Below are 22,256 nucleotides of genomic sequence, written 5' to 3' on the forward strand. Positions count from 1 at the left end.
CCTTTCACGACCGCTCCACTATGGACGCCCTCAGTGCGACGGCGGCTGCCAGGGCGGCCGGTTCCCCCAGTCCCACTTCGGCATGGTCTCGGGAACGGTGACCTCACGGCCGGGCTGCGAGAACATCACTGCGAGCCTGCTGCCCCATTCGACGTACGCGGCGAACGCGGAGCGGAACTCCGGATCGGCGGGCAGCCCGGCCTCGTCCGCGGCGTCGAAGAGCAGGTTCACCCAGCGGCGGCGCTGCTCTTCGGTGATGGCGCGGCCGAGATGCCGCCCGACCATGTGCCGGTGACCGCCGTGGTCGTGGCTGTAGGTCTCCGGGCCGCCGAACACCCAGCGGGCCGGCCCGCGATCAAGAATCTCGCGCAGGCGCTGCGGGAGAAGTTCGGCTCGGAGCTGGTCACCGCCGCGATCACCGCGGACGGCACCGATGGCGGCAAGATCGACGCGGCGGACTACGGCGGCGCCTCGCAGTATTTCGACTGGTACAACGTCATGACCTACGACTACTTCGGTGCCTGGGCCGCGCAGGGCCGACCGCCCCGCATTCCCCGCTGACCGGCTACGAGGGCATCCCGACCGACGGCTTCCACTCCGACGCCGCGATCCAGAAGCTGAAGAGCAAGGGCGTCCCGGCGAACAAACTGTTGCTGGGCATCGGTTTCTACGGCCGCGGCTGGACCGGCGTCACCCAGGAGGCCCCGGGCGGCACCGCGACCGGACCGGCGGCGGGCACCGAGCCGGGCATCCAGGACTACAAGGTCCTGAAGAACACCTGCCCGGCCACCGGCACCGTCGCGGGCACCGCCTATGCGAAATGCGGCAGCGACTGGTGGAGCTACGACACCCCCGCGACCATCGGCGGCAAGGTCACCTACGCCAAGAACCAGGGTCTCGGCGGCGCCTTCTTCTGGGAGCTTTCCGGTGACACCACCGACGGCGAGCTGATCACCGCACTGGCCAAGTAAGCCTCTCCCGGGCGCGCGTGAAGGCCCCCTTTCCTCGGCTGAGCCGAGGGAAGGGGGCCTTCACGCGCTTCTGTCGGTGGTGAGGATTACGGTCACCGCATGGGTTTCGACGGTTTCGGCGAGTACGCCATCGACTTCTACGACGGTCTCGAGGCGGACAACTCCAAGTCCTATTGGGACGCGAACCTCGCCACCTACAAGGCCGACGTCCGCGCCCCGATGGAGGCGCTGCTCGCCGAGCTGGTCCCGGAGTTCGGCGACGGCTTCGGCGAAGGAAAGGTCTTCCGCCCGTACCGCGACGTCCGGTTCGCCAAGGACAAGACGCCGTACAAGACCCACTGCGGCGCGGTGATCGAACAGGGCCGCGGCGGCGGCGCGTACTACGTCGAGGTCGGCCCGGCCGGGCTCCGGGTCGGCGGCGGCTGCTTCCACTTCGAGTCCGATCAGCTCGCCCGCTTCCGCAAGGCCGTCGACACCGAACTGCGCGGCGCCGAACTGGCCAAAATCCTCGCGAAGCTGGAGAAAGCGGGCTGGGAGATCAAGGGCGACAGGCTCAAGTCGAAGCCGCGCGGCTTCCCCGAGGACCATCCCCGCATCGACCTGCTGAAGTACCGCTCCGTGTACGCCGTCCGCGGCTGGGAGCCGGACGACGTCCTGCACGAACGGGGCGCGCTCGACCGGGTGCGCAAGGCGTGGCGGCAGGTGCGCGCGTTCAACGAGTGGGCGCGGGACCGGGTCGGGCCGAGCGAGAAGCCGCGACGATAACCACCGAACCCCGATCGATGGTTGCCACTTCGCCCAGGTGAACTGACACTTTTCTTGAACTTTCGGTATCGGTACAGACGTATCCGCGATGAGGGACTACGCTGTGCGAACGTGAGCCGACGCGCGAAGATCGTTTGTACCCTTGGCCCCGCGACCGCTACGCCGGAGAAGATGCGGCAACTCGTCGACGCCGGGATGGACGTCGCGAGGATGAACTTCAGCCACGGGACGCACAGCGACCACAAGCAGGTCTACGACCTCATCCGCACCGCCGCCGCCGAATCGGGCCGCGCGGTGGGCATCCTCGCCGACCTCCAGGGGCCGAAGATCCGTCTCGGCACCTTCGCGGGCGGGCCGGTCGAGTGGCACAACGGCGACATCGTGCGCATCACCGTCGAGGACGTCGCGGGCACGCACGACCGCGTCTCGACCACCTACAAGGGACTCGCCGACGACGCGAAGCCCGGCGACCGTCTCCTCGTGGACGACGGCAAGGTCGGCCTCGTGGTCACCCACGTCGAGGGCCCGGACGTCGTCTGCGAGGTCACCGAAGGCGGCCCCGTCAGCAACAACAAGGGCGTTTCCCTGCCGGGCATGGACGTCTCCGTGCCGGCGCTGTCCGAAAAGGACATCGAAGACCTCGAGTTCGCGCTCGAACTCGGCGTGGACTTCATCGCGCTCTCGTTCGTCCGCTCGCCCGCCGACATCGACCTGGTCCACCAGGTGATGGACCGCGTCGGCAAGGGACGCCTCCCGGTCGTCGCGAAGATCGAGAAGCCCGAAGCGGTCTACAACCTCGAAGCCATCGTGCTTGCCTTCGACGCGGTGATGATCGCCCGCGGTGACCTCGGCGTGGAACTCCCGCTGGAACAGGTCCCGCTGGTGCAGAAGCGCACCATCCAAATCGCCCGCGAGAACGCGAAGCCGGTCATCGTCGCGACGCAGATGCTCGAGTCGATGATCAACAGCTCCCGCCCGACCCGCGCCGAGGCCTCGGACGTCGCCAACGCGGTGCTCGACGGCGCGGACGCGCTCATGCTCTCGGGTGAGACCAGTGTCGGCCGGTACGCCATCGACGTGGTCAAGACCATGGGCCGGATCATCGAAGCCGTCGAGACCGACTCGCCGGTCGTGCCGCCGCTGTCGCATGTCCCGCGCACCAAGCGCGGTGTCATCTCCTACGCGGCGCGGGACATCGGCGAGCGGCTGAACGCCAAGGCGCTGGTCGCCTTCACCCAGTCCGGTGACACCGTCCGGCGGCTCGCGCGGCTGCACACGCGGCTGCCGCTGCTGGCGTTCACGCCGGAGGAGAGCGTCCGCAGCCAGCTCGCGATGACCTGGGGCACCACGACGCGGATCGTGCCGAAGGTGGGCTCCACCGACCAGATGATCCAACAGGTCGACCACGCGATGCTCGAAATGGGCAAGTACGCCAAGGGTGACCTGGTGGTCATCGTGGCCGGTTCCCCGCCCGGGACCGTCGGCTCGACCAACCTCATCCGGGTGCACCGCCTCGGCGAGGACGACCACGCCTGACGCCGTCTCAGCGAAAGTCCGTGAAGGCCTCCTTCCCTACCGTCAGAGTAGGGAAGGAGGCCTTCACTGCGTCTTGGCCCGAGGTGGTCGTGAGTGGGTTCGCGTGCCTGGATGGACGACACGCGTGATTGGACGGACGACACGCGTGATCAGATGGACGACACGCGTCTCGCCCGGTCAGTCACGCGAGATCGCGACTCTTCGCTCATCGGTAGCGTCCCAGGTGTCCCGAAGGTGGCCTTCGCGACAAACGTCCCGCCTCACCGGGGCCCGGGGCACCCGCACGGCCTAAAGTTCAGGGCATGACTGAGATGGCCAGGGAAGCCGCGGCCGGTTTCGACAACGCCGGTGGGGTGGGCGGGCAGCCCGTGCTCGACCGGCTGGTCGCGCTGCTGGACTTGGAGAAGATCGAGGAGAACATCTTCCGCGGTGTCTCGCCCGCCCATTCGCCGGTGCGGGTGTTCGGCGGACAGGTCGCGGGACAGGCGCTGGTCGCCGCCGGCCGCACGGTCCCCGAGGAGCGGAAGGTCCACTCGCTGCACGCGTACTTCATCCGCGGCGGCGACCCGAGTGTCCCGATCGTCTACGAGGTCGACCGCATCCGCGACGGCCGCTCGTTCACCACCCGCCGTGTCGTGGGCATCCAGCACGGCAAGGCGATCTTCTCCCTGTCCGCCTCGTTCCAGAAGGACGAAGGCGGCATCGAACACTCCGAGACCATGCCGGACGTCCCCGATCCCGAGTCGCTCCCGACGCTGCAGGAGCGGGCCGAGGGGTACTTCATGGGCCATCTCGACCGGCCGCGCCCGATCGACCTGCGTTACGTCAACGAGCCGCCCTGGGTGACCAGGAAGTCGGGCGACCGGCCCGCCAGGAACCAGGTCTGGATGCGGGCCGACGGCAAGCTCCCGGATCAGCAGCTGCTGCACGTCTGCGTGCTGACCTACGCCTCCGACATGACGCTCTTGGATTCGGTCCTCGCGCGCCACGGCGTCTACTGGGATCTCGACAAGGTGCTCGGCGCGAGCCTCGACCACGCGCTCTGGTTCCACCGCCCGTTCCGGGCCGACGAGTGGTTCCTCTACGACAGCGCGTCGCCGACCGCGTCGGGTGCCCGGGGGCTCGCGACCGGCCGGTTCTTCGCCGCGGACGGAACGCATATCGCCACGGTGGTGCAGGAAGGGCTTCTGCGGGTGGTGTGAACGGTGACGTTCCGCATCGGTGTTGTCGTCTTGTCCACCCTTTAGAGGGAATGGCGAAACGCATTAACATCTGGAGCCAGAGCATTACCGAATGGGTGCGGGCATAAAGGGAGGGCCGGAACCGATCGGGGGACGGCTCCGGCCCTGCACCGGGGATGAATCCGGCTTCGATGGGTTTCCTTCCGAAAGCCCATCGGTGCAGCTCGCGGCTCCGCGCCCGTGCCGCGAGCGGATCCGCTGCCGCCGGTGAAGGCGGGCGTACCGCGTTGCACAATGCTCAACCTACAACGGCAATCTGCAAATTGCAGGATGAAAAACCGGCGTGGCGGAAAATGGTCGTGTGACCATCTCACCGAATGTGTCTCGGGCTGGTTAGATGTGCTTTGTGCGGGTTGCTGAACACTGTTCTCCTCGCCGTGTCGCGATCGTTGGTGCTCGGACAGCTTGTGGAGGTGCCGTATGACGAGGGGTCAGGGACCCACCGTGCGCCGCCGTCGGCTGGCGAGCGAGCTGAGGCGGTTGCGCGAGGCGGCGGACCTCACGATCGACGAGGTGAGCGAGAAGCTCGAATGCTCGGCGTCGAAGGTCAGCCGGATCGAGACGGGGCACGTCGGCGTCACCCCGCGCGACGCGCGCGACATGCTCGAGCTGTACGGCATCGCGGGCGACGAACAGGAAGCGCTCGTCCAGCTGGCCAGGGAAGCCCGCAAACGCGGCTGGTGGCACGCGTATAACGAGGTGTTCACCGGCACCTTCGTCGGGCTGGAGGCGGACGCGAGTTCGCTGCGGGCGTTCCAGGCGCTGCTGGTCCCGGGCCTGTTGCAGACCGAGCGGTACGCCAAGGCCGTGATCAGGGCGATGCGGCCCGACGCCGAGGACGCCGAGGTCAGGCGCCGGGTGGCGGCGAGGATGGCGCGGCAGGAACTGCTGACCGATCCCTCGCCCCCGGAGTACTGGGCCGTCATCGACGAAGCGGTCCTGCATCGCGTGGTCGACGGCCCCGAGGTCATGGCGGAGCAGTTGTACCGGATGGTCACGATGGCGGGGAGGGCGAACGTGACCGTCCAGATCGTGCCGTTCGGCGCGGGTGCCCATCCCGGGATGGAAGGTCCGTTCCTCGTCATGGGCTTCCCCGAACTGGCCGACACCGACGTGGTCTACGTCGACAGCACCTCCAGCGGGCTCTACCTGGAGGAACCCCCGGACGTCCGGCGATACGCGTTGATGTTCGACCATCTGCGTGCCGCCGCGTTGAAGCCGGACGATTCGGTCGAGGTGATCGCCGAGGCCGCCGGAAGGTTCGCCGAACAGGCGGCCCTTCCGGAGAAAAGTCCCTGGAAACAAGTAAGGAGTGGGGAGCATGACGCCCAACGATGATCTTTCCCAGGCCCGGTGGTTCAAGAGCAGCCACAGCGGGGGCGGCAACGACTGCGTCGAGGTCGCCTTCACCGGATCCGGTGCCGCGCTGAGGGACTCCAAGGACCCCGAGGGAGGTGCCTTCCGCCTCTCGCCGCAGGCTTGGCGCGGGCTGCTCGGCGCCGTGCGCACGGGTGGCCCCGCTCACGACTAGCGCCGCTGAACTCGACCCCTTACGCCCCCCGAGCAGGGGATGGGCTGGCGTAAGGGGTCGAATCACGTCCGGGTGTAGGTGATCACCCGATGCCGCGAGGCACCCCTCAGGACGAATCTCGTCACTACCGAACAAGGCAGTGAGTTCCTAAGGGGAAAAGATGAACACGAACGACGCTCTGCTCACCGGAGTACTGGCCGAGGTCGAGTACCGCCGCGAAGAGCTCCAGCGAGCGGGCCGCAGCGTATGGGTCGACCGGGCCCGCCGGGCAGGCAAGCGGATCCGCGCGCACCGCGCCGAGGTCCGGGTGCCCGCCCAGGAACGCCGCGAGGCTCGGCAGGCACCCGCCCGTAGCGGCGAGATCACCCGGTAGAGGTCGAGTGCGATGAAGCTCTCGGCGAAAACCCAGGCGAAGTTGTCGGTCCGGTAGGCAAGAATGCACCTCGTGCCCCGTCTTGGCTCCGGAATCCCGATCGTCGCCCGTACACAGGAGATGCGGCAGCTCCGCGCCGCCTTCGCCCGTGCAGAACGGGGCGAGGCCGGCGCGGTGCTGCTCTCCGGTGACGCCGGCGTCGGCAAGACCCGCCTGCTGACCGCGCTCGGCGAGTACTCCGCCGGCACGGGCGCCCTGGTGCTCACCGGGCGCTGTATCGACGTCCATGAGGGCGGTCTTCCTTATCTTCCGTTCGCCGAGGCGCTGGCGCCGCTGGCGACGACGTCCGATCCCGCGGTCACCGCCGCGGTCCGGGCCCGGCCGGCGCTGGGCAGGCTGCTCCCGCAGATGCAGCAGGCGGAGGACTACCCCGCCATCGAAGACGGTCAGCTCACCGCGAGCGAACGGGTGTCGACGCAACGGCTCGGTCCCGAACAGGACCTCGGCCAGCTCCAGCTGTTCGACGCGGTACTGGGGGTGCTGACCGTCATCGCGCAGCGCCGGCCCGTGGTGATCCTGCTGGAGGATCTGCACTGGGCCGACGGTTCCACCCGGAACCTGCTGTCCTTCCTGCTGACGAGGCTGCGCACCCAGCGGTTGCTGGTGGTGGCGAGCTATCGCGAGGAGGACGTCCACCGGCGGCATCCGCTCCGGGCGCTGTTGTCCGAGGTGGTGCGGCTGGGCGCGGTCGAACGCGTCGAGGTCAAGCCGTTCGGCGCCGAGGACGCGCGCGCGTTCGTCGAGGCGCTGGCCGACGAGCCGATCGGCCAGGACCTGATCGCCGACATCGTCTCCCGGTCCGAGGGCAATCCGTTCTTCGTCGAGGAGCTGCTCGCGTCCGCGAAGGACTGCCGCGACCTCCCCGCCGGGCTGGCCGAAGTGCTCCTCGCCAGGGTGGAGCAGCTTTCCCAGATCACGCGCCGGGTGCTGCGGGTGGTCTCGGTCGCGAAGGACGCGGTGGCGCACGCCGCGCTCGCCGAGATCTCCGGAGTGGACGAACTCGAACTCGACGAGGCGCTGCGCGAGGCCGTGCAACACCACGTACTGGTGATCGAGAACGGGTTCTACACCTTCCGTCACGCGCTGCTGCAGGAAGCGGTCTACGGCGACCTGCTGCCGGGGGAGCGGGTGCGCATGCACGCGGCGTACGCGGCACGCATCCGCAACCGGTCGCAGGGCCGCGGCCAGGACGCGCGGCTCGCGCACCACAGCATGGAGAGCAAGGACTTCGTCACCGCGCTGGCCGCGTTGCTGCGCGCGATGGACGAGGCGGAGAAGCTGGGCGCGCCCGGTTCCGCGCTGCGGCACGTCGAGCAGGCACTGTCCATTTGGGACGCCGTGCCCGCGGCGGACCGGCCGTCGGACGTCGACGAGCTCCGCCTCCTGCACGAGGCGTCGTATTTCGCGAGCACGTCGGGGGAGCCGGAGCGCGCGGTCGCCTATTCGCGGTCCGCGACCGAGGCACTCGGCCCGGACACCGGCAACGAGCGGGCCGCCAAGGTCTGGCGACGGCACGCCGAGGCGCTGCTTTCGGTCGACGGCACGCTGGACGAGGTCCTCGAGGCGATCGACAAGGCCTGGAAGCTGGTCGAACACACCGAGGCGAGTTCCGCGCGCGCCTGGGTGCTCGCCACCCGCGCCGGGATCCTGCGGCTGATCGACAGGCACGACGAGGCGCTGCAGTGTGCGCTGGCCGCGGTGGCCGACGCCAGGGCCGTCGGTGCGGGCGGGGCGGAGGCGGCGGCGCTGGTCTCGCTGGGGACGCTGGCCGATTCGGCGGGCGACGTCGAGGAAGCGCGGGAGCGCCTGCGTGAGGCCGAGCGGAAGGCCAGGGATTCCGGCGCGCTCAACGGCGAGCTACGGGCTCTGCACTTCCTCGGGCTGAGCTACGACGACAGGGCCGAGATCCATTCCGCGCTGAAGTACTACGCCAAGGGCATCAAGCGGGCCAAGGAGACCGGCCTGACCTGGAGCTCGTTCGGCATCGAGCTGCGGACCAAACACCTCACGCTGCGGTACGTCAGCGGGGATTGGCCGGAAGACGACGACGCCGGCCGCGCGGGCCGCGGTGTTTCGAGTGTCGTCGCCGGGCGGTTCCTGGGGATCTGGGCACAGTTCGTCGTCGGGAGGGGCCGGTTCGCCGACGCGGACAAAATCCTCCCCAGCCTCCGTCAGCACTGGAGCGCGGACTACTCGATCGCGCTCGCGTCGGGCGACGCCGCGATCCAGCTCGCGTCGTGGCGGGGCGATCACGCCGGGGCGGTGCGTCAGGCGCGTGAGCTGATCGACTGGCTCGAAGAGGTCGAGCCCGCGGTGCTCGGCGGGATCCGGATCAGCGTGCACGGCCTCACGGCGGCCGTCGCCCAGGTCGCCGAAGCACGGATTCGCGGTGATCTGGCGACGGCCGAGGCCGCGGTGGAATCGGGCGAGAAGCTGCTCGCGCACGGCCGCCACTGCGCCGAACACGGCATCCCGCGTTCGGTGTCGCTGGGTCCGGAGGCGCTGGCGTGGCTCGCCCGGCTGGAGGCCCTCGGCGCCTGCCTGCGCGGCGCGGGAGACCCGGCGTCGTGGGCGAAGGCGGTCGAGGCCTTCGGGTACGGCGCGGTGTACGAGCAGGCCATGTGCCGGCTCCAGCACGCGAAATCGCTGCTGGCGTCCGATGGCGACGCCGCGCTCGCCGCGTCGGAGCTGCTGGCCGCGCACGCGGTGGCCGATCGGCTGGGCGCCTGCCCGCTGCGCGAAGCCGTCCGGGAGCTCAGCCACCGGGCGCGTGTCGAGCTGCCCGGGGAGGCCGTGGCTCCGCGTCGCGACGTCGTCGATCCGCTCACCGACCGCGAGCGCGACGTGCTGGAGCGCGTCGCGCTGGGCCGGACCAACCGGCAGGTCGGGGAAGAGCTGTACATCAGCGAGAAGACGGTGAGCGTCCACCTTTCGCGCGTGATGGCGAAACTCGGCGCGAGCCGCCGGGCCGAAGCGGTCGCGATCGCCTACGACCGAGGTCTCCTGGCCGCCCCCACCTCTTCCTAGCCGCGTTTAGTCCTCTGAATGTGGCGGCATGGGTCGCAGGTCCGTGAAGGCCTCCTTGCCTACCCTGAAGGTAGGGAAGGAGGCCTTCACGGACTTACGCGACCGCCCTCCGTGGCCCCACCAACACCACCAGCCCCACAAGTCACAGCGGCGGCGCGTGAAGGACCCCTTCCCTCGGCTCAGCCGAGGAAACTCGACCTTCACACCTTCCCCAAGTACATGAAGCCCCCTTACTTGCGCCTGGCGCAAGTAAGGGGCCTTCATGTACTGCGGCGGCGGTGGCGAGGCGGTCAGCGGCGCGGGAGGCGGCGGAGCACCTTGAGACCGGCGCTCAGTCCTCGCGCCCAGAGCTTCGGCGGGATTCCGCGGCCGGGGCGCAGCGGCATCCCGCGCTGCACCGCGATCGCCTGGGCCTCGGTGTACTTGAGCAGGCCCTCGGAGCCGTTGCGCCGCCCGACGCCGGACTCCTTCATCCCGCCCATCGGCAGCCCGACGGTCCCGAAGGTCGCCGCGAAACCTTCGTTGACGTTGACGGTCCCGGCCCTCAGCCGCGCCGCGACCTCCCAGCCCGCCCGGCCGTTGCGCGACCACACGCTCGCGTTCAGCCCGAACTTCGTGTCGTTGGCGCGCTCGATCGCGTCGGTGACGTCGGTGTAGCCGTAGATCGACACGACCGGCCCGAAGGTCTCCTCGGCGAACAGCTTCACGTCTTCGGTGACGTCGGTGAGCACGGTCGGCTCGTAGAACAGCGGGCCGAGGTCGGGCCGGGCCTTGCCGCCGGTGAGCACCTTCGCGCCCTTGGACCGGGCGTCCTCGACGTGCGCCGACACCGTCGCCAGCTGGGCTTCGGAGGTGAGGGATCCCATCTGCGCCTGGTAGTCCAGGGCGCCGCCGAGCCGCAGCGCGGCGGTCTTGGCGACGAAGGCGCGAGTGAACTCCTCGCGGATCGACTCGTGGACGTAGATGCGCTCGACCGAGACGCACAGCTGCCCGGCCGAGGAGAAGCACGCGGTCACCGCGCCGGTCGCGGTCTTGGTGATGTCCGCGTCAGGCAGCACGATCATCGGGTTCTTGCCGCCGAGTTCGAGTGAGTAGCTCGTCAGGCGCTCGGCCACCTTCGCAGCGAGACCCTTGCCCGTGGGCGTGGATCCGGTGAAGCAGAGATAGTCCGACTCCTCGACGAGCGCGTCGCCGATCCGCGAGCCGCGGCCGAGCACGATCTGCCAGATACCGGCGGGCAGCCCGGCCTCCTCGGCGACTTCCTGCAGCCACAGCGCCGAGAGCGCGGTCTGGTTGTCCGGCTTCTGCACGACGGCGTTCCCCGCCGCGAGCGCGGGCAGGACGTCCATCGCGGTCAGCGCGAGGGGGTAGTTCCACGGCGAGATGATCCCGACGACCCCCTTGGGGTGCCGGATCTCGCCGACCTTCGTCAGCACCGGGATCAGCCCGGCGGCGCGGCGCGGTGACAGGAACTTCGCGCTGTGCTTGCCGTAGTAGGCGGCCACGAGCGCTGTCGCACTGACCTCGTCGAAGGCGTCCATCCGTGCCTTGCCCGCCTCGATCTGCACGAGGTCGAGCGCCTCTTCCTGCCGCTTCAGCACCAGGTCGTGCAGGCGGATCAGGATGCGCTGGCGGTCTTCGACCGGCCGCTCGGCCCACGCGCGCTGAGCCTCCCTCGCCTCGTCGAACACGGCGCGGACGTCGGCGTCGGTGGCTTGGGGCAGCGTCGCGATCGGCTGCCCGGTGAAGGGCGCGCACATCTTGACGGGCGCGGAATCGGCACCGCCCACGACCCGGCGCACGAGCCGTTCCGCCCTCGCCATGGCGGGGGCGCCGGGAACGCCGCCGATGGTGGAGGGTCCTTCGGTGTGCTGGCCCGCACTCGCCGGTGTCGTGCTCGTCATGCCGTCTCCGTTCCATGCCGCGCGGAGCCGGAAGGCGCCACGCAGAGCCCAGGTGTTACCGACGAGTACAGCATACCGCCGGTATGGAGACTGTCCAGTGCTGATATGAATCAGTTTCATGTATTGCCGGGTTGTGGCGGGTTGTCCGGCGACGGGCGCAGGATGTCCTGCTGCTGCAACGCCGATCCCGCGGGCGGCGTCGGGGGTGACGGCGGCTCGTAGGCCTGCGGATACTGCTGCTGAGGGATGCCGGGAACGTAAGGGGCGTAGGTGACCGGGTAAGGGGCCTGTGGGAGCGGCGCCGGTTCACGCCGGTTGGCCACGACCGCCAGCCCGATCGTGAGCAACGCCACGAGACCGCCGGCGAGCAGGATCCAGAATCCGCTCCCCGTCCCATAACGCGAGACGAACCGCCCGGTGTCCTGACCGAAGCTCAGGCTCGCCGAGATGTCCATGCCGAGCATCCAGACACCGATCGCGGTCCCCGCGCCGCCCGCGATCAGCAGTGTCCTCGACGTCGTCGCGGCGGGCGAGCCCGAATTACGCTGGTACGCGGCGAAACCCACCGCGGCCCCGGCGAACAGGGTCAGCGCGGCGGCCGACAGCGGAATGCCGTAGCGGGCGACATGCGTCTTGTCGTAGAACTCTTTTTCCTCAGCCGAAGGTTCGATGTCGAAGGTTCGGGTCCAGCCGGTCTCGGCGAATTTCGACACCGTCTTGCCGTCGGAGACCTGCTCGTACGTCGACTGCGGCAGAAAAGTCGCGATGAGGACCAGAAGGCCGGCGAACACCCCCATCATCGCGGCGAAGAGCCGGGGGAGGCGCACGTCGGACGGCGGCCGGGGGGCGGTGGCGGGCGGTATTGCGCCGAACGGGCCAGTCGGTTGGTACGGCTGCTGCTGCGGCGCGTTCATGATCGACTCCTCCGCTGGTTCTGTTGTCCAGCAAGGAATTCCACCATGGATCGGCCGACGGGATAAGTGCCGGTTGTGCTCTGGTCGAGTGCCTTTCGTGCGTGCTAAGCGGAGGTGTCTTCGTACAGCATCACCGCGACGCGCTTCCATTCGTCGAGCAACTGCCGCCGCCGCTTCGGGTCGCCACCGAGTTCCGCGTCCAGCGCCAGCCCGCGCGTGAGGTTCACGGTCAGCCAGAAGAGGATCTCCGCGCGTTCCTTCGGCAGGTCACCGGCGACCGCGGTGATGTGCTCCAGCGTCGAACGGCCCAGCGCCCTGTCGACCGGGCGGATCGCTTCGCGGAGTTCGGGATCGGTGCGCGCCGCGACCCACAGTTCCGTGGCGGCCGTGGACAGCGTGCCCGAGTAGCCCTCCCACAGCAGGTCGATCGCCGCCGCGACACCCGAGGCGCCGCCGGGGAGCGCGGTGATAGACGTCGCGAGGCGCCCGCGCAACTTCTCCGTCAGATGCTCGACGGCGGCCGCCATGAGTTCGGCCTTCGCGGAGAAGTGATGCTGCACGGCGCCCTTCGAGACCCCGGCGCGGGCGCAGATCTCCTGGACCGAGGTGCGCGCGTAACCGAGGTCGACCAGGCAGTCGATGGTCGCGTCGAGCAGCGCGGTGCGGGTCTGCTCGCGCCGCTCGGCCTGGGTGCGGTGGGTCCTGCCGAGCACACTCATCGGATCCGGCCCCCTTTACGTGCAGCTCGGTACGGATGTACATTCCGCATGGAACTTACATCCTAAGCGTCATGTTTTCCAGGTCCGATCAGGAGGCGTTGGCCGTGCCCTTGCAGATCCAGAAGAGTTCGTGGAGCACGACGGAGCTCGAAGACCTCCGGGACCTCGCCCGGACCTTCTGCCAGAAGGAACTCGTGCCGAACCAGGAACGCTGGGCGGCCGAGAAGAAGGTCGACCGCGAGCTGTGGACGAAGGCGGGCGAGGTCGGCCTGCTGGCCCTGTCCATCCCGGAGGAGTACGGCGGTGGCGGCGGCACGTTCGCCCACGAGGCCGTGCTCTACGAAGAGCAGGCCCGCTCCGGTGACAGCGCATGGGGTGTCACCGTCCACAATGGAATCGTCGCGCACTACATCCTCGAGTACGCGAACGAAGAGCAGAAGAAGGCGTGGCTGCCGAAGTTCGCCTCCGGCGAGATGGTCGGCGCGGTCGCGATGACCGAACCCGGCACCGGCTCGGACCTGCAGAACATCAAGACCCGCGCGGTCCGCGACGGCGACCACTACGTGATCAACGGCGCGAAGACGTTCATCACCAACGGTTTCCACTCCGACCTCGTCGTGGTCGCGGTGAAGACCGACCCGGAGGCCGGCGCGCAGGGTGTCTCGCTGATCGCCGTCGAGACCGACACGCCCGGCTTCAGCCGCGGCCGCGTCCTCGACAAGATCGGGCTCAAGGGGCAGGACACCGCGGAGCTGAACTTCGACGACGTCCGCGTCCCCGTCGCCAACCTCCTCGGCGCCCAGGAAGGTCTCGGCTTCATCCAGCTGATGCAGCAGCTTCCGCAGGAACGGCTGATCATCGCCGTCACCGCGGTCGCCGGGATGGAGGCCGCGATCGACCAGACCATCGCCTACACCAAGGACCGTCAGGCGTTCGGCCGCCCGGTCTACAACTTCCAGAACACGAAGTTCAAGCTCGCCGAGGCCGCGACCGAGGCCGCGGTGTCCCGCGCGTTCCTCGACCAGTGCATCGAGCGGCACCTGCGCAAGGAACTCGACGTGCAGGGCGCGGCGATGGCGAAGCTGTGGACCACCGAACGGGTCAACAAGGTCGTCGACGACTGCCTGCAGCTCTTCGGCGGCTACGGCTACATGACCGAGTACCCGATCGCGCGCGCGTGGGCCGACATCCGGATCTCCCGTATCTTCGGCGGCACCAGCGAGATCATGAAGGAGATCATCTCCCGCACGCTGTAGAGAAACCGTTGGCGTAGGAAGGAAAGACGTGGCGAAAAAGGCCGGCCCGCTCAGCGGGCTCAAGGTCGTCGAACTGGCCGGGCTCGCCCCGGCGCCGTTCGCCTGCACGATCCTCGCCGATCTCGGCGCGGAGGTCGTCCGGATCGACCGGGCGACACCGGGCAACGACGTCATCGGTTTCCCGAACGATCCGCTCGCGCGCGGCAGGCGGTCGATCGGGATCAACACCAAGACCCCCGAAGGGGTCGAACTGGTGCTGAGACTCGCCGACGACGCCGACGTGCTCATCGAGGGTTTCCGTCCCGGTGTCGCCGAGCGGATGGGCATCGGACCGGAACAGGTCCACGCCCGCAATCCTCGGCTGGTCTACGGCCGGATGACCGGCTACGGCCAGGACGGCCCGCTCGCGACCGTCGCCGGGCACGACATCAACTACATCGGCATCTCCGGCGCGCTCGAACCCATCGGGCACGCCGGGCAGCGGCCGGTGGTGCCGCTCAACCTCGTCGGTGACTTCGGTGGCGGCGGCCTGCTGCTCGCGATGGGCGTGCTGGCGGCGCTGTTCGAACGCCAGACGTCCGGTAAGGGACAGGTGGTCGACGCGTCCATGGTGGACGGTGCGGCGCTGCTGACCACCAGCCTGCACGGGCTGCTGGATTCCGGGCTGTGGCCCGGTGGGCGCGGTGAGAACATGCTCGACGGCGGCGCGCCGTTCTACGACACCTACGAGACCGCCGACGGCAAATACGTCGCCATCGGCGCGATCGAGATGCGGTTCTGGGGCGACCTGGTGAAGGTGCTCGGTCTCGACCCCGAGGAGATCCCGGTCCACGTCGACAAGAACGAATGGCCGAAGCTGCGCAAGATCGTCGCCGAAGCCGTCGCGAAGCACACCCGCGACGAGCTGGTCGCGAAGGCCGAAGGCACCGACGCGTGCCTGACGGCGGTGCTCTCCCCGAAGGAGGCGCCGTCGCATCCGCACAACGTCGCGCGCAAGACGTTCGTCGACGTCGGCGGCATGCTGCAGCCCGCGCCGGCGCCGCGTTTCGACCGCACGCCGGCCGAAACGCCGGAACCGCCGCGGCCCAAGGGTGGCGACACCGCCGAGGTCCTCGCCGAACTCGGCGTGGACACCGACGGGATCGAACGGCTCCGGGCCGCGGGCACGATCGCCTAGAGGTGTTCCGGGTCGGGGCCCAGGTCCGATCGCACCACCGAATAGAGGATGTGGTCGCGCCAGGTCCCGTCCCGGAACCCGTAGCCGCGCAGCACACCCTCCCGGGTGAAGCCCGCCTTCGCCAGGGAGCGCTGTTCGGCGACGTTGCCCGCCTCCGTCGACGCCTCGACCCGGTTCATCTGCGTATGCGCGAAGAGATAGCGGACCAGCAGCCGCTGGGCCTCGGTCCCGTAGCCGTGGCCGCGTGCCTCGGGGATGAGCACGAGCCCGGCGTTCCAGCAGTACGACGTCGAGCCCGTCCTGGTCTTGTGCCAGGAGACGAAACCGAGCCGCTGCCCGTCGAGCTCGATCATCAGCATCCCGTTGTCCGCCGCGAGCATGCCGGTCTCGGTCCAGCGGCGGCGCAGGAAGTGCGGGTCGTGCCAGCCGTGCCATTCGAACGAGCCCGCGGCCCGCGGATCGTTCGTCAGTGCTTCCAGCATCGGCAGGTCGTCTTCGTACACCGGTCTGAGCGCGACTCCGGTTTCTGTCATTCTCAGAGGCTAGGCAAGGAAGCGAAGCTTCTCTGTTGAGGGTGGTGGCGGGGGCATGGATGACCTAGGACGGATCGTCCTCGAAACTGCCGTGACGCCCCGCGCCGCCACTGAACCGGCCGGCGCCTTCGACGGCCTCTTCGGCGAGCCCGCCGTCGATCAGCGCGTTCGAGAACTCGGCACGCAGCGCCTCCTCTTCGGTGAGCCCGTACTGGCCGTACGCGGACCTGCGATCCGCGCGCAGACACGCCTGGGGGAACGCGGCCAGTTCGCGCGCCAGCGCTTGCGCGGCCGCCAGTGCCTCGCCGTCCGGCACGACCCGGTTCGCAAGCCCGATCGCGAGCGCCTCGGCGGCGTCGACCGGCCTGCCGGTGAGAATCAGGTCCATCGCCCGCGAATGCCCGATCAGCCGGGGGAGGCGCACCGTGCCGCCGTCGATCAGCGGCACCCCCCACCGGCGGCAGAACACCCCGAACACGGCCGTGCTGTCGGCGACCCGGAGATCGCACCACAGCGCCAGTTCCAGGCCGCCCGCGACGGCGTGCCCGCGGACCGCGGCGACCACCGGCTTCGACAGCGCCATCCGCGTCGGGCCCATCGGCCCGTCACCCGCCGGGCTGAGCGAGTTCGAGCGGCCGGTGCCGACGGCCTTCAGATCGGCTCCGGCGCAGAAGGCGTCACCCGAACCGGTGAGGACGGCGACCGCGGCCTCTTCGTCGGAGTCGAACGCGCGGAACGCGTCCGCCAGTGCGTTCGCGGTCGGCCCGTCCACGGCGTTGCGCGACCCGGGGCGGTTCAGCGTGATCGTCGTCACCGGCCCGTCCCGGTGGACGAGGACGTTTTCGCTCATCGATCGCTCCCTCGAGGAAATCCGGGTGGGCAACAGGGCCCGACTCTCCTTAAAGTGGTGACAAAGTCCGCAGTGCGCGCGGAGTCATCGTCTGGACACTACGGTGTGATGGGATGGAGCCATGTCGCCCGGCTTGAAGAAATTCGTTGTGATCGCCGTCGTCGCGCTCGTGCTCTTCTTTCTGATCAGCAGGCCGACGCAATCCGCCGACGCCGTCCACACCGCGCTCGGCTGGCTCCGGTCCGGTGCCGAAGCCATCGTGACGTTCGTCCGGAGCCTGTTCTCCTGATTCCTCGCGACGATCACCGGCGCCCCTGGTGGCGCCGGTGATCACCGTGCGCAGCCACCAGCGGTTATCACGCAGAGTCACCCGCCGCGGATTTCGGTCGAATGACTCGACCATCCGGGTGGATTGCCCCCGAAAACCCGCTGGTCGACGAATTCGTGCCCTGGAAGCTCTGGCGGAAAAGACCTCCGCGCCCCTACGGTGCTCACATTGCGTGATCGGTTGGTCCTCCAGGCGCCGGAGCGGCCTCCTGGGCGAGGAGTTTCCGCAGGTGCAAGCCCCAGGGCAGCGGAACTTTCAGCCGGGCAAGTAAGTCAGGACTTGTCAGTCGGGGAATCATGAGGAGGCAGGGATGACCGGAGATCCCGGAGTCGATGCGTTGATCCGGCAGTGGGCCGCCGAGCGCGAGCAGACCCCCGAGGAGCAGGAGGCCGACCGCATCGCGTCGGCGTGGCTGGCCGATGTGCCGCGACAGGCTCCCGGAATCCCCGGCCAGCGTCAGCAGTCCGGTCAGGCGCGCTGGGCGCCGGTCGAGGCCGCCGACCCCGGCTACCTCGACGCGATGCGCCGTCGTCTCCCGGAGGTCCCGCAGGACCTGCTCGTCGCTGCCGCCGGCTGGTGGCAGATGGTCGGCGGCGTCGCGGAGGCCGAAGCCTGGTGGGACGCCGGCATCAGCCCGCTCGACCAGCGCGCGCTCGACTACCGCGCGGCCGGGCTCGCCCCGTCCGACCTGAGCCGCCGTCTCGGCCCGATGACCGTTTTGCAGCACCTCCGCCGCGGCAGCGCCCCGGCCTGGTGCGTGGCGCGGCTGGCGAGGCAGCAGAAGTCCGCTTGATGAGAACTTCTCGCACGCGCGGGTGAACCGGCGTGGCAAGGGCGATTTCGGCGACCGCGTAACGCTAACCTGCGCGGGCTCGTTGTTCGAGCATCGGTCGTGATCGCCGCCCACGCTGGAGGACTCGCTTCGTGCGCACCACCCCGGAAAACGACGAGCTCGTCGCCGACCCGGCCACGCCCGCACCGCCACGCCGCGGGGCGGGCGCCGCCGTACTCGGCAGGCTGGTGATCGTGCTGGCCGTGCTCGGCCTCGCCGGTGGCGGAATCTGGCTGGTGACCAAGGCGTCCGCCCCGGTCGCGAGCCCCACGACGATGGAGATCCCCGCCCTGCAGGTCAAGGCGGCGGACGTCAAACCCGGCTCGGTCGCCCCGGTCAACGCCACCCTCGCGGGTGGTGCCACCCAGCAGACCTCGCCACAGCAGGCGCAACCTAAGCCGGGCAAAGATCCGCTGGCTGCCTGGACCGAGCGGGCGGCGCGGGCCACCGGCATCCCGGCCAGGGCGCTGCTCGCCTACGGCAACGCCGAACTGGCGATGCGCCAGATGCAGCCGAACTGCAAGATCTCGTGGGCGACCCTGGCGGGCATCGGCCGGATCGAGTCGAACCACGGCCAGTACGGCGGCGCCGTCCTCGGCCAGGACGGACGGCCGTCGAAGCCGATCATCGGCGTCCCGCTCGACGGATCGCCCGGCGTGAAGGCGATCGGTGACACCGACGGCGGCCAGTTCGACGGCGACACGGCCGTCGACCGCGCGGTCGGCCCCATGCAGTTCATCCCCAGCACCTGGCGCCGGTACGCCGCCGACGGCAACCGCGACGGCGTCGGCGACCCGCAGCAGATCGACGACGCCACGCTGGCGGCGGCGCGGTACCTGTGCGTGAACAACCGGGACATGGCGGCCGCCTCGGGGTGGTGGCAGGGGATCCTGTCGTACAACAACTCGACCGAGTACGCGCAGAAGGTCTTCGGGCTGGCGGATGACTACGCGAAGGCCGTGGCCGCCGCCTCGTGACCCCGCACGTGCGGTAAGGCAGCCGCGGCGCCGCACTCACGTGATCGAAGGCGTAACTCGCGTGCTTGAAGGCGTAACTCGCGTGCTCGAGCGCCGCACACGCGAGTTACGTCTTTGGTCCCGCGAGTTACGCCTGCGGGCCGGTGAACAGGCCGGTCACGGCCGGGTGGAACGCGCCGGATCGGACCGGGACCAAGGTCCCGAGCGCCCAGGTCGGCGACGATTCGCCGCACACCCAGTGCTAGCGTCGATGTGTGTCCGCTTCGCCCGTCATCCTGCGCCGTCTCGGCATCGCCGGCGTCTGCCTGGTGAGCCTGGCGCTGTGCTGCGGGCTCGCGTGGTGGCAGTGGGAGCGGTTCTCCTCGGCGAGCGGGACGTTCCAGAACCTCGGCTACGTCCTGCAGTGGCCGCTGTTCGGGCTGTTCCCCGCCTTCATGTTCTGGCGGATCCGCAAGCTCCGCCGTCAAGCCGCCGAGGCCGACACCCAGGAAACAGTGGCCGAGGCCGCTGTCCCCGAGGTGCCCGCGCCCCGGAGGCGGCCTGCCCCGGCGCCGCCGCCCCCCGAGGACGACGAGCTCGCCGCGTACAACAAGTACCTTCGCGAACTCAACGCCCGCGACAAGTAGTTCCCAGAGAGGTTCGAGACCCTATGACCACCCGAACTGACGACGCCGCCCCGGCCCGCCCGGTCTCGTTGGGCGGACCGCTGATCCGGTTCCGCGTCGCGGCGTACGCCACCGGTGTGGCCCTGCTCGGGCTGGTCGTCGAGATGCTGCTGCAGTACGTCTTCCGCGTGGAACTTCCCCAGTTCGTGAAGATGATCCCCATGGTCCACGGTGGGCTCTACCTGGTCTATCTGCTGCTCGCGGTCGACCTGGCGATCAAGGCCCGTTGGTCGATGAAGGGCACTCTTCTCGTGCTGATCGCCGGCTGCATCCCGTTCTTCTCGTTCGTGATGGAGCGCAAGGTCACGCACAAGGTCCAGGCGGGCGTCAAGCTCTAGGCGCGGCGCCGGAAGGTCAGCGCCACCAGGAAGGACACCGCCGTCACGACGGCCGCGGCGGTGAAGGCCGCGGTCATCCCGGTGACAGTGGTCTCCGCCGGGCTTCCCGACGGGGTCCGCGTCGCCGAGCCGAACACGGTGATCAGGATCGCCAGCCCCAGTGTCGCCCCGGCCTGCTGCAACGTCTGCAGCGCGCCGCCGGCGGCGCCCGCGTCGTCGGTGGGCACGGTCGCCATGATGATCACGCTGAGCGGGGAGAACGCCAGCCCCGCGCCCACGCCCATCAGCACCATCGGCCCGAGCAGATGCGCGAAGTAGCCGCTTTCCGTGGTGAGCGTGGTCAGCCAGACGACTCCGCCGGTCATCAGCGCGGTCCCGGTCAGCGCGAGCGGTTTCGGTCCGAAGCGGGGCAGCAGCTTCGGGATCAGCCTGCTCAGCAGGAACATGCAGACCGCCATCGGCAGGAACGCGAAGCCCGTCTCCAGCGCGGCGAAACCGGCGATGTCCTGCAGGAACTGGGTCAGAAAGAAAAACATGGACATCATCGCCATCGGCCCGAGGAAGAAGTTGACGTAGGCCGCGGCGCGGTCGCGTTCGGCGAACAGGCGCAGCGGGATCAGCGGTTCGCGCACCCTCGTCTCGATCGTGAGGAACGCGGCCAGCAGCGTCAGCCCGGCGGCGAGGGTGCCGAGGGTGATCGTGTCGCCCCAGCCGTGCGAAGCGGCGTGGGTGAAGGCGAACACGAGCGAGCCGACGCCGAGGGTGCCGGTGAACGCGCCGGGAAGGTCCAGCCGGGCGCGCCGTCGTGGAGGATCGGCGACGTACCGGGAAGTGAGCAGCACGATCGCGAGCCCGAACGGGACGTTGATGTACAGCGCCGCGCGCCAGGAGATCCATTCGGTCAGTAGCCCGCCGAGCAGCAGGCCGATCGCGAAACCGCTGCTTGACATAGCCGAGAACAACGCCAGCGCCCGCACTCGTGCCTTGGCCTCGGTGAACGTGCCGGTGATCAGCGCCAGGGTGCTCGGCCCGGCGAGCGCTGCGCCGACGCCCTGCGCGACCCGGGCGGCGATCAGCAGTTCCGCCGAACCGGCGAGGCCGCCGAGCAGGGAGGCGGCGGTGAACACGGCCGTGCCGACGACGAACATCCGACGGCGGCCGAACAGGTCGCCCGCCCGGCCGCCGAGGAGCAGCAGGCCGCCGAAGACCAGGCTGTACGCCGTCATCACCCAGGACAGGCCAGTATCGGTGAAGCCGAGTTCGGACTGGATGCGGGGAAGCGCGACGTTCATCACCGTCGCGTCGAGGATGAGCATGAGCTGGCAGGTCAGGATGAGGGGAAGGACCAGCCGATGCGGAGGTGGCGGGGCCCCGGCCGTTTCCGGCCTTGGCTCGGCACGCAGGGTTCGCTCGGTCAAGGAATACTCCGAAGATGTAACGAGATGAAGCGGAGAGACTCTCCACTTGAGGTCGTGAGCGATGATATGGAGACAGTCTCCGCTTATGCAAGTGAATTCGGAGAACGTCTCCGTTTTCGTCGCTCGAGGAGGTGCAGATGGTCACGGCCGATCCGGCCCGCCCCATGCGCGCGGACGCGCGGCGCAACTACGAGCGCATCGTGGCCGTGGCGAAGGAGGCGTTCACCGCCGACGGCGTGGACGTGCCCGCCGACGACATCGCCAAACGCGCCGGTGTCGGCGCGGGCACGTTGTACCGGCACTTCCCGACGCGAGACAAACTGATCGAGGCCGTCTACCGCGACGAGATCGACGGGCTGGCGCAGCAGGCGTACGACCTGCTCGACGAACTACCGCCGGGTAAGGCGCTCGAGACTTGGCTGGCCACGCACGTCATCTACGTGGTCGAGAAGCACGGGCTCGCGATGACGCTGAAGGCGTCCGTCGACGCCGGTTCCGAAGTCTTCGCCTGGTGCCAGGCACGCCTGCGGGCGGCGGCCGACACGATCGTGAAGGCGGCTCAGGACGAGGGTGTGCTCCGGCCCGACGTCGAGGGCGTCGACATCCTGCGGCTCGGCCACGGGCTGGGTTCGGCCGCGAGCAAGGCCTCGGAGGAAGACACGAAGCGGCTCCTCACGATCGTGCTGGACGGCCTCCGGACGCCATGAACGGCCCGTTCATGGCGCGCGTCAGGAGGGGCAGCGCGTTCGCCGGCCGGGCTGGATCGAGGCCCGCGCCCCGGCCGGCCAGCGACCGACGTCCGCGTTGCGAAAGCCACTTTCGCAACCTTCAACGTTGCGAA

Annotated in this window: 22 protein-coding genes and 1 pseudogene; 16 read left to right on the plus strand and 7 right to left on the minus strand. The window is 69.2% G+C overall.

Annotated features, from left to right (window positions below; all coding sequences use genetic code 11):
- Positions 1-30: 30 nt before the first annotated feature.
- On the minus strand, positions 31-285 hold the full coding sequence (locus ACLJQ7_RS39935; RefSeq protein ID WP_410653391.1) for a hypothetical protein: 255 nt from the start codon (positions 283-285) through the stop codon (positions 31-33).
- Positions 286-339: 54 nt separating this feature from the next.
- Between ACLJQ7_RS39935 and ACLJQ7_RS39940 the strand changes: the two are divergent.
- The 8 genes and pseudogenes from ACLJQ7_RS39940 to ACLJQ7_RS39975 all read left to right on the plus strand — a co-directional run.
- Positions 340-971, plus strand: a pseudogene (locus tag ACLJQ7_RS39940) (glycoside hydrolase family 18 protein); the annotation flags it as partial.
- Positions 972-1,070: 99 nt separating this feature from the next.
- On the plus strand, positions 1,071-1,736 hold the full coding sequence (locus ACLJQ7_RS39945; protein WP_410653392.1) for a DUF2461 domain-containing protein: 666 nt from the start codon (positions 1,071-1,073) through the stop codon (positions 1,734-1,736).
- 111 nt (positions 1,737-1,847) lie between these two features.
- Positions 1,848-3,272, plus strand: a complete 1,425-nt coding sequence (gene pyk / locus ACLJQ7_RS39950; RefSeq protein WP_073846805.1) for a pyruvate kinase — start codon at positions 1,848-1,850, stop codon at positions 3,270-3,272.
- 302 nt (positions 3,273-3,574) lie between these two features.
- Entirely contained in the window at positions 3,575-4,474 is a 900-nt protein-coding gene (gene tesB, locus ACLJQ7_RS39955; protein ID WP_410653393.1) for an acyl-CoA thioesterase II, read from the plus strand.
- A gap of 459 nt (positions 4,475-4,933) precedes the next feature.
- Positions 4,934-5,851, plus strand: a complete 918-nt coding sequence (locus ACLJQ7_RS39960; protein ID WP_410653394.1) for a helix-turn-helix domain-containing protein — start codon at positions 4,934-4,936, stop codon at positions 5,849-5,851.
- Positions 5,835-6,044, plus strand: a complete 210-nt coding sequence (locus ACLJQ7_RS39965) for a DUF397 domain-containing protein (RefSeq protein WP_410653395.1) — start codon at positions 5,835-5,837, stop codon at positions 6,042-6,044. The genes ACLJQ7_RS39960 and ACLJQ7_RS39965 overlap by 17 nt, the downstream gene beginning before the upstream one ends.
- Before the next feature lie 160 nt (positions 6,045-6,204).
- Positions 6,205-6,417 (plus strand): hypothetical protein, encoded by a 213-nt coding sequence (locus ACLJQ7_RS39970; RefSeq protein ID WP_410653396.1) that lies wholly within the window; start codon positions 6,205-6,207, stop codon positions 6,415-6,417.
- A gap of 63 nt (positions 6,418-6,480) precedes the next feature.
- Positions 6,481-9,504 (plus strand): helix-turn-helix transcriptional regulator, encoded by a 3,024-nt coding sequence (locus ACLJQ7_RS39975; protein WP_410653397.1) that lies wholly within the window; start codon positions 6,481-6,483, stop codon positions 9,502-9,504.
- A 290-nt stretch (positions 9,505-9,794) separates the two neighbouring features.
- Here ACLJQ7_RS39975 and ACLJQ7_RS39980 read toward each other — a convergent pair whose 3' ends face one another.
- The 3 genes from ACLJQ7_RS39980 to ACLJQ7_RS39990 form a co-directional block, all read right to left on the minus strand.
- Entirely contained in the window at positions 9,795-11,408 is a 1,614-nt protein-coding gene (locus tag ACLJQ7_RS39980) for a succinic semialdehyde dehydrogenase (RefSeq protein ID WP_410653398.1), read from the minus strand.
- A 116-nt stretch (positions 11,409-11,524) separates the two neighbouring features.
- Entirely contained in the window at positions 11,525-12,322 is a 798-nt protein-coding gene (locus ACLJQ7_RS39985) for a hypothetical protein (protein WP_410653399.1), read from the minus strand.
- A gap of 104 nt (positions 12,323-12,426) precedes the next feature.
- Positions 12,427-13,041, minus strand: a complete 615-nt coding sequence (locus ACLJQ7_RS39990) for a TetR/AcrR family transcriptional regulator (protein ID WP_410653400.1) — start codon at positions 13,039-13,041, stop codon at positions 12,427-12,429.
- A gap of 104 nt (positions 13,042-13,145) precedes the next feature.
- Here ACLJQ7_RS39990 and ACLJQ7_RS39995 point away from each other — a divergent pair, with 104 nt between their 5' ends.
- The gene (locus ACLJQ7_RS39995) at positions 13,146-14,297 is read left to right on the plus strand and encodes an acyl-CoA dehydrogenase family protein (RefSeq protein ID WP_410653455.1); all 1,152 of its coding nucleotides are present in this window, start codon (positions 13,146-13,148) and stop codon (positions 14,295-14,297) included.
- 28 nt (positions 14,298-14,325) lie between these two features.
- A complete protein-coding gene (locus ACLJQ7_RS40000; protein WP_410653401.1) occupies positions 14,326-15,474 on the plus strand; it encodes a CaiB/BaiF CoA transferase family protein in 1,149 nt (382 codons plus the stop codon).
- Here the strand turns inward: ACLJQ7_RS40000 and ACLJQ7_RS40005 are convergent.
- Entirely contained in the window at positions 15,471-16,007 is a 537-nt protein-coding gene (locus ACLJQ7_RS40005) for a GNAT family N-acetyltransferase (RefSeq protein WP_410653402.1), read from the minus strand. The two genes, ACLJQ7_RS40000 and ACLJQ7_RS40005, sit on opposite strands and share 4 nt — an antisense overlap.
- A gap of 64 nt (positions 16,008-16,071) precedes the next feature.
- Positions 16,072-16,857 carry a crotonase/enoyl-CoA hydratase family protein gene (locus ACLJQ7_RS40010; RefSeq protein ID WP_410653403.1) on the minus strand — a complete coding sequence of 262 codons (786 nt, stop codon included), beginning with the start codon at positions 16,855-16,857 and terminating at the stop codon, positions 16,072-16,074.
- Between the two features lie 133 nt (positions 16,858-16,990).
- Here ACLJQ7_RS40010 and ACLJQ7_RS40015 point away from each other — a divergent pair, with 133 nt between their 5' ends.
- The 5 genes from ACLJQ7_RS40015 (at position 16,991) to ACLJQ7_RS40035 (ending at position 19,997) form a co-directional block, all read left to right on the plus strand.
- Positions 16,991-17,146: a hypothetical protein gene (locus tag ACLJQ7_RS40015; protein WP_162182762.1), complete on the plus strand. Its 156-nt coding sequence runs from the start codon at positions 16,991-16,993 to the stop codon at positions 17,144-17,146.
- A gap of 349 nt (positions 17,147-17,495) precedes the next feature.
- Positions 17,496-17,978: a hypothetical protein gene (locus ACLJQ7_RS40020; protein WP_007033703.1), complete on the plus strand. Its 483-nt coding sequence runs from the start codon at positions 17,496-17,498 to the stop codon at positions 17,976-17,978.
- Positions 17,979-18,109: 131 nt separating this feature from the next.
- Positions 18,110-18,994, plus strand: a complete 885-nt coding sequence (locus tag ACLJQ7_RS40025; protein ID WP_410653404.1) for a lytic transglycosylase domain-containing protein — start codon at positions 18,110-18,112, stop codon at positions 18,992-18,994.
- 254 nt (positions 18,995-19,248) lie between these two features.
- Positions 19,249-19,620 (plus strand): hypothetical protein, encoded by a 372-nt coding sequence (locus ACLJQ7_RS40030; RefSeq protein WP_410653405.1) that lies wholly within the window; start codon positions 19,249-19,251, stop codon positions 19,618-19,620.
- Positions 19,621-19,643: 23 nt separating this feature from the next.
- Positions 19,644-19,997 (plus strand): DUF3817 domain-containing protein, encoded by a 354-nt coding sequence (locus ACLJQ7_RS40035; protein WP_125675490.1) that lies wholly within the window; start codon positions 19,644-19,646, stop codon positions 19,995-19,997.
- Here the strand turns inward: ACLJQ7_RS40035 and ACLJQ7_RS40040 are convergent.
- On the minus strand, positions 19,994-21,415 hold the full coding sequence (locus ACLJQ7_RS40040) for an MFS transporter (protein WP_410653406.1): 1,422 nt from the start codon (positions 21,413-21,415) through the stop codon (positions 19,994-19,996). The two genes, ACLJQ7_RS40035 and ACLJQ7_RS40040, sit on opposite strands and share 4 nt — an antisense overlap.
- A gap of 137 nt (positions 21,416-21,552) precedes the next feature.
- On the opposite strand from ACLJQ7_RS40040, the gene ACLJQ7_RS40045 reads away from it, so the two are divergent.
- The gene (locus ACLJQ7_RS40045; protein WP_410653407.1) at positions 21,553-22,122 is read left to right on the plus strand and encodes a TetR/AcrR family transcriptional regulator; all 570 of its coding nucleotides are present in this window, start codon (positions 21,553-21,555) and stop codon (positions 22,120-22,122) included.
- Positions 22,123-22,256: the final 134 nt, after the last annotated feature.

It is taken from the genome of Amycolatopsis sp. cmx-4-54 (assembly GCF_046548895.1).
Lineage (GTDB): Bacteria > Actinomycetota > Actinomycetes > Mycobacteriales > Pseudonocardiaceae > Amycolatopsis.

Bases quoted from the DNA above. Each gene is read 5' to 3' on its own strand.
- ACLJQ7_RS39935 (WP_410653391.1), bottom strand. From the start codon at position 285: ATGGTCGGGCGGCATCTCGGCCGCGCCATCACCGAAGAGCAGCGCCGC.
- ACLJQ7_RS39945 (WP_410653392.1), top strand. From the start codon at position 1,071: ATGGGTTTCGACGGTTTCGGCGAGTACGCCATCGACTTCTACGACGGT.
- tesB (WP_410653393.1), top strand. From the start codon at position 3,575: ATGACTGAGATGGCCAGGGAAGCCGCGGCCGGTTTCGACAACGCCGGT.
- ACLJQ7_RS39960 (WP_410653394.1), top strand. From the start codon at position 4,934: ATGACGAGGGGTCAGGGACCCACCGTGCGCCGCCGTCGGCTGGCGAGC.
- ACLJQ7_RS39965 (WP_410653395.1), top strand. From the start codon at position 5,835: ATGACGCCCAACGATGATCTTTCCCAGGCCCGGTGGTTCAAGAGCAGC.
- ACLJQ7_RS39970 (WP_410653396.1), top strand. From the start codon at position 6,205: ATGAACACGAACGACGCTCTGCTCACCGGAGTACTGGCCGAGGTCGAG.
- ACLJQ7_RS39975 (WP_410653397.1), top strand. From the start codon at position 6,481: ATGCACCTCGTGCCCCGTCTTGGCTCCGGAATCCCGATCGTCGCCCGT.
- ACLJQ7_RS39980 (WP_410653398.1), bottom strand. From the start codon at position 11,408: ATGACGAGCACGACACCGGCGAGTGCGGGCCAGCACACCGAAGGACCC.
- ACLJQ7_RS39985 (WP_410653399.1), bottom strand. From the start codon at position 12,322: ATGAACGCGCCGCAGCAGCAGCCGTACCAACCGACTGGCCCGTTCGGC.
- ACLJQ7_RS39990 (WP_410653400.1), bottom strand. From the start codon at position 13,041: ATGAGTGTGCTCGGCAGGACCCACCGCACCCAGGCCGAGCGGCGCGAG.
- ACLJQ7_RS40005 (WP_410653402.1), bottom strand. From the start codon at position 16,007: ATGACAGAAACCGGAGTCGCGCTCAGACCGGTGTACGAAGACGACCTG.
- ACLJQ7_RS40010 (WP_410653403.1), bottom strand. From the start codon at position 16,857: ATGAGCGAAAACGTCCTCGTCCACCGGGACGGGCCGGTGACGACGATC.
- ACLJQ7_RS40020 (WP_007033703.1), top strand. From the start codon at position 17,496: ATGACCGGAGATCCCGGAGTCGATGCGTTGATCCGGCAGTGGGCCGCC.
- ACLJQ7_RS40035 (WP_125675490.1), top strand. From the start codon at position 19,644: ATGACCACCCGAACTGACGACGCCGCCCCGGCCCGCCCGGTCTCGTTG.
- ACLJQ7_RS40045 (WP_410653407.1), top strand. From the start codon at position 21,553: ATGGTCACGGCCGATCCGGCCCGCCCCATGCGCGCGGACGCGCGGCGC.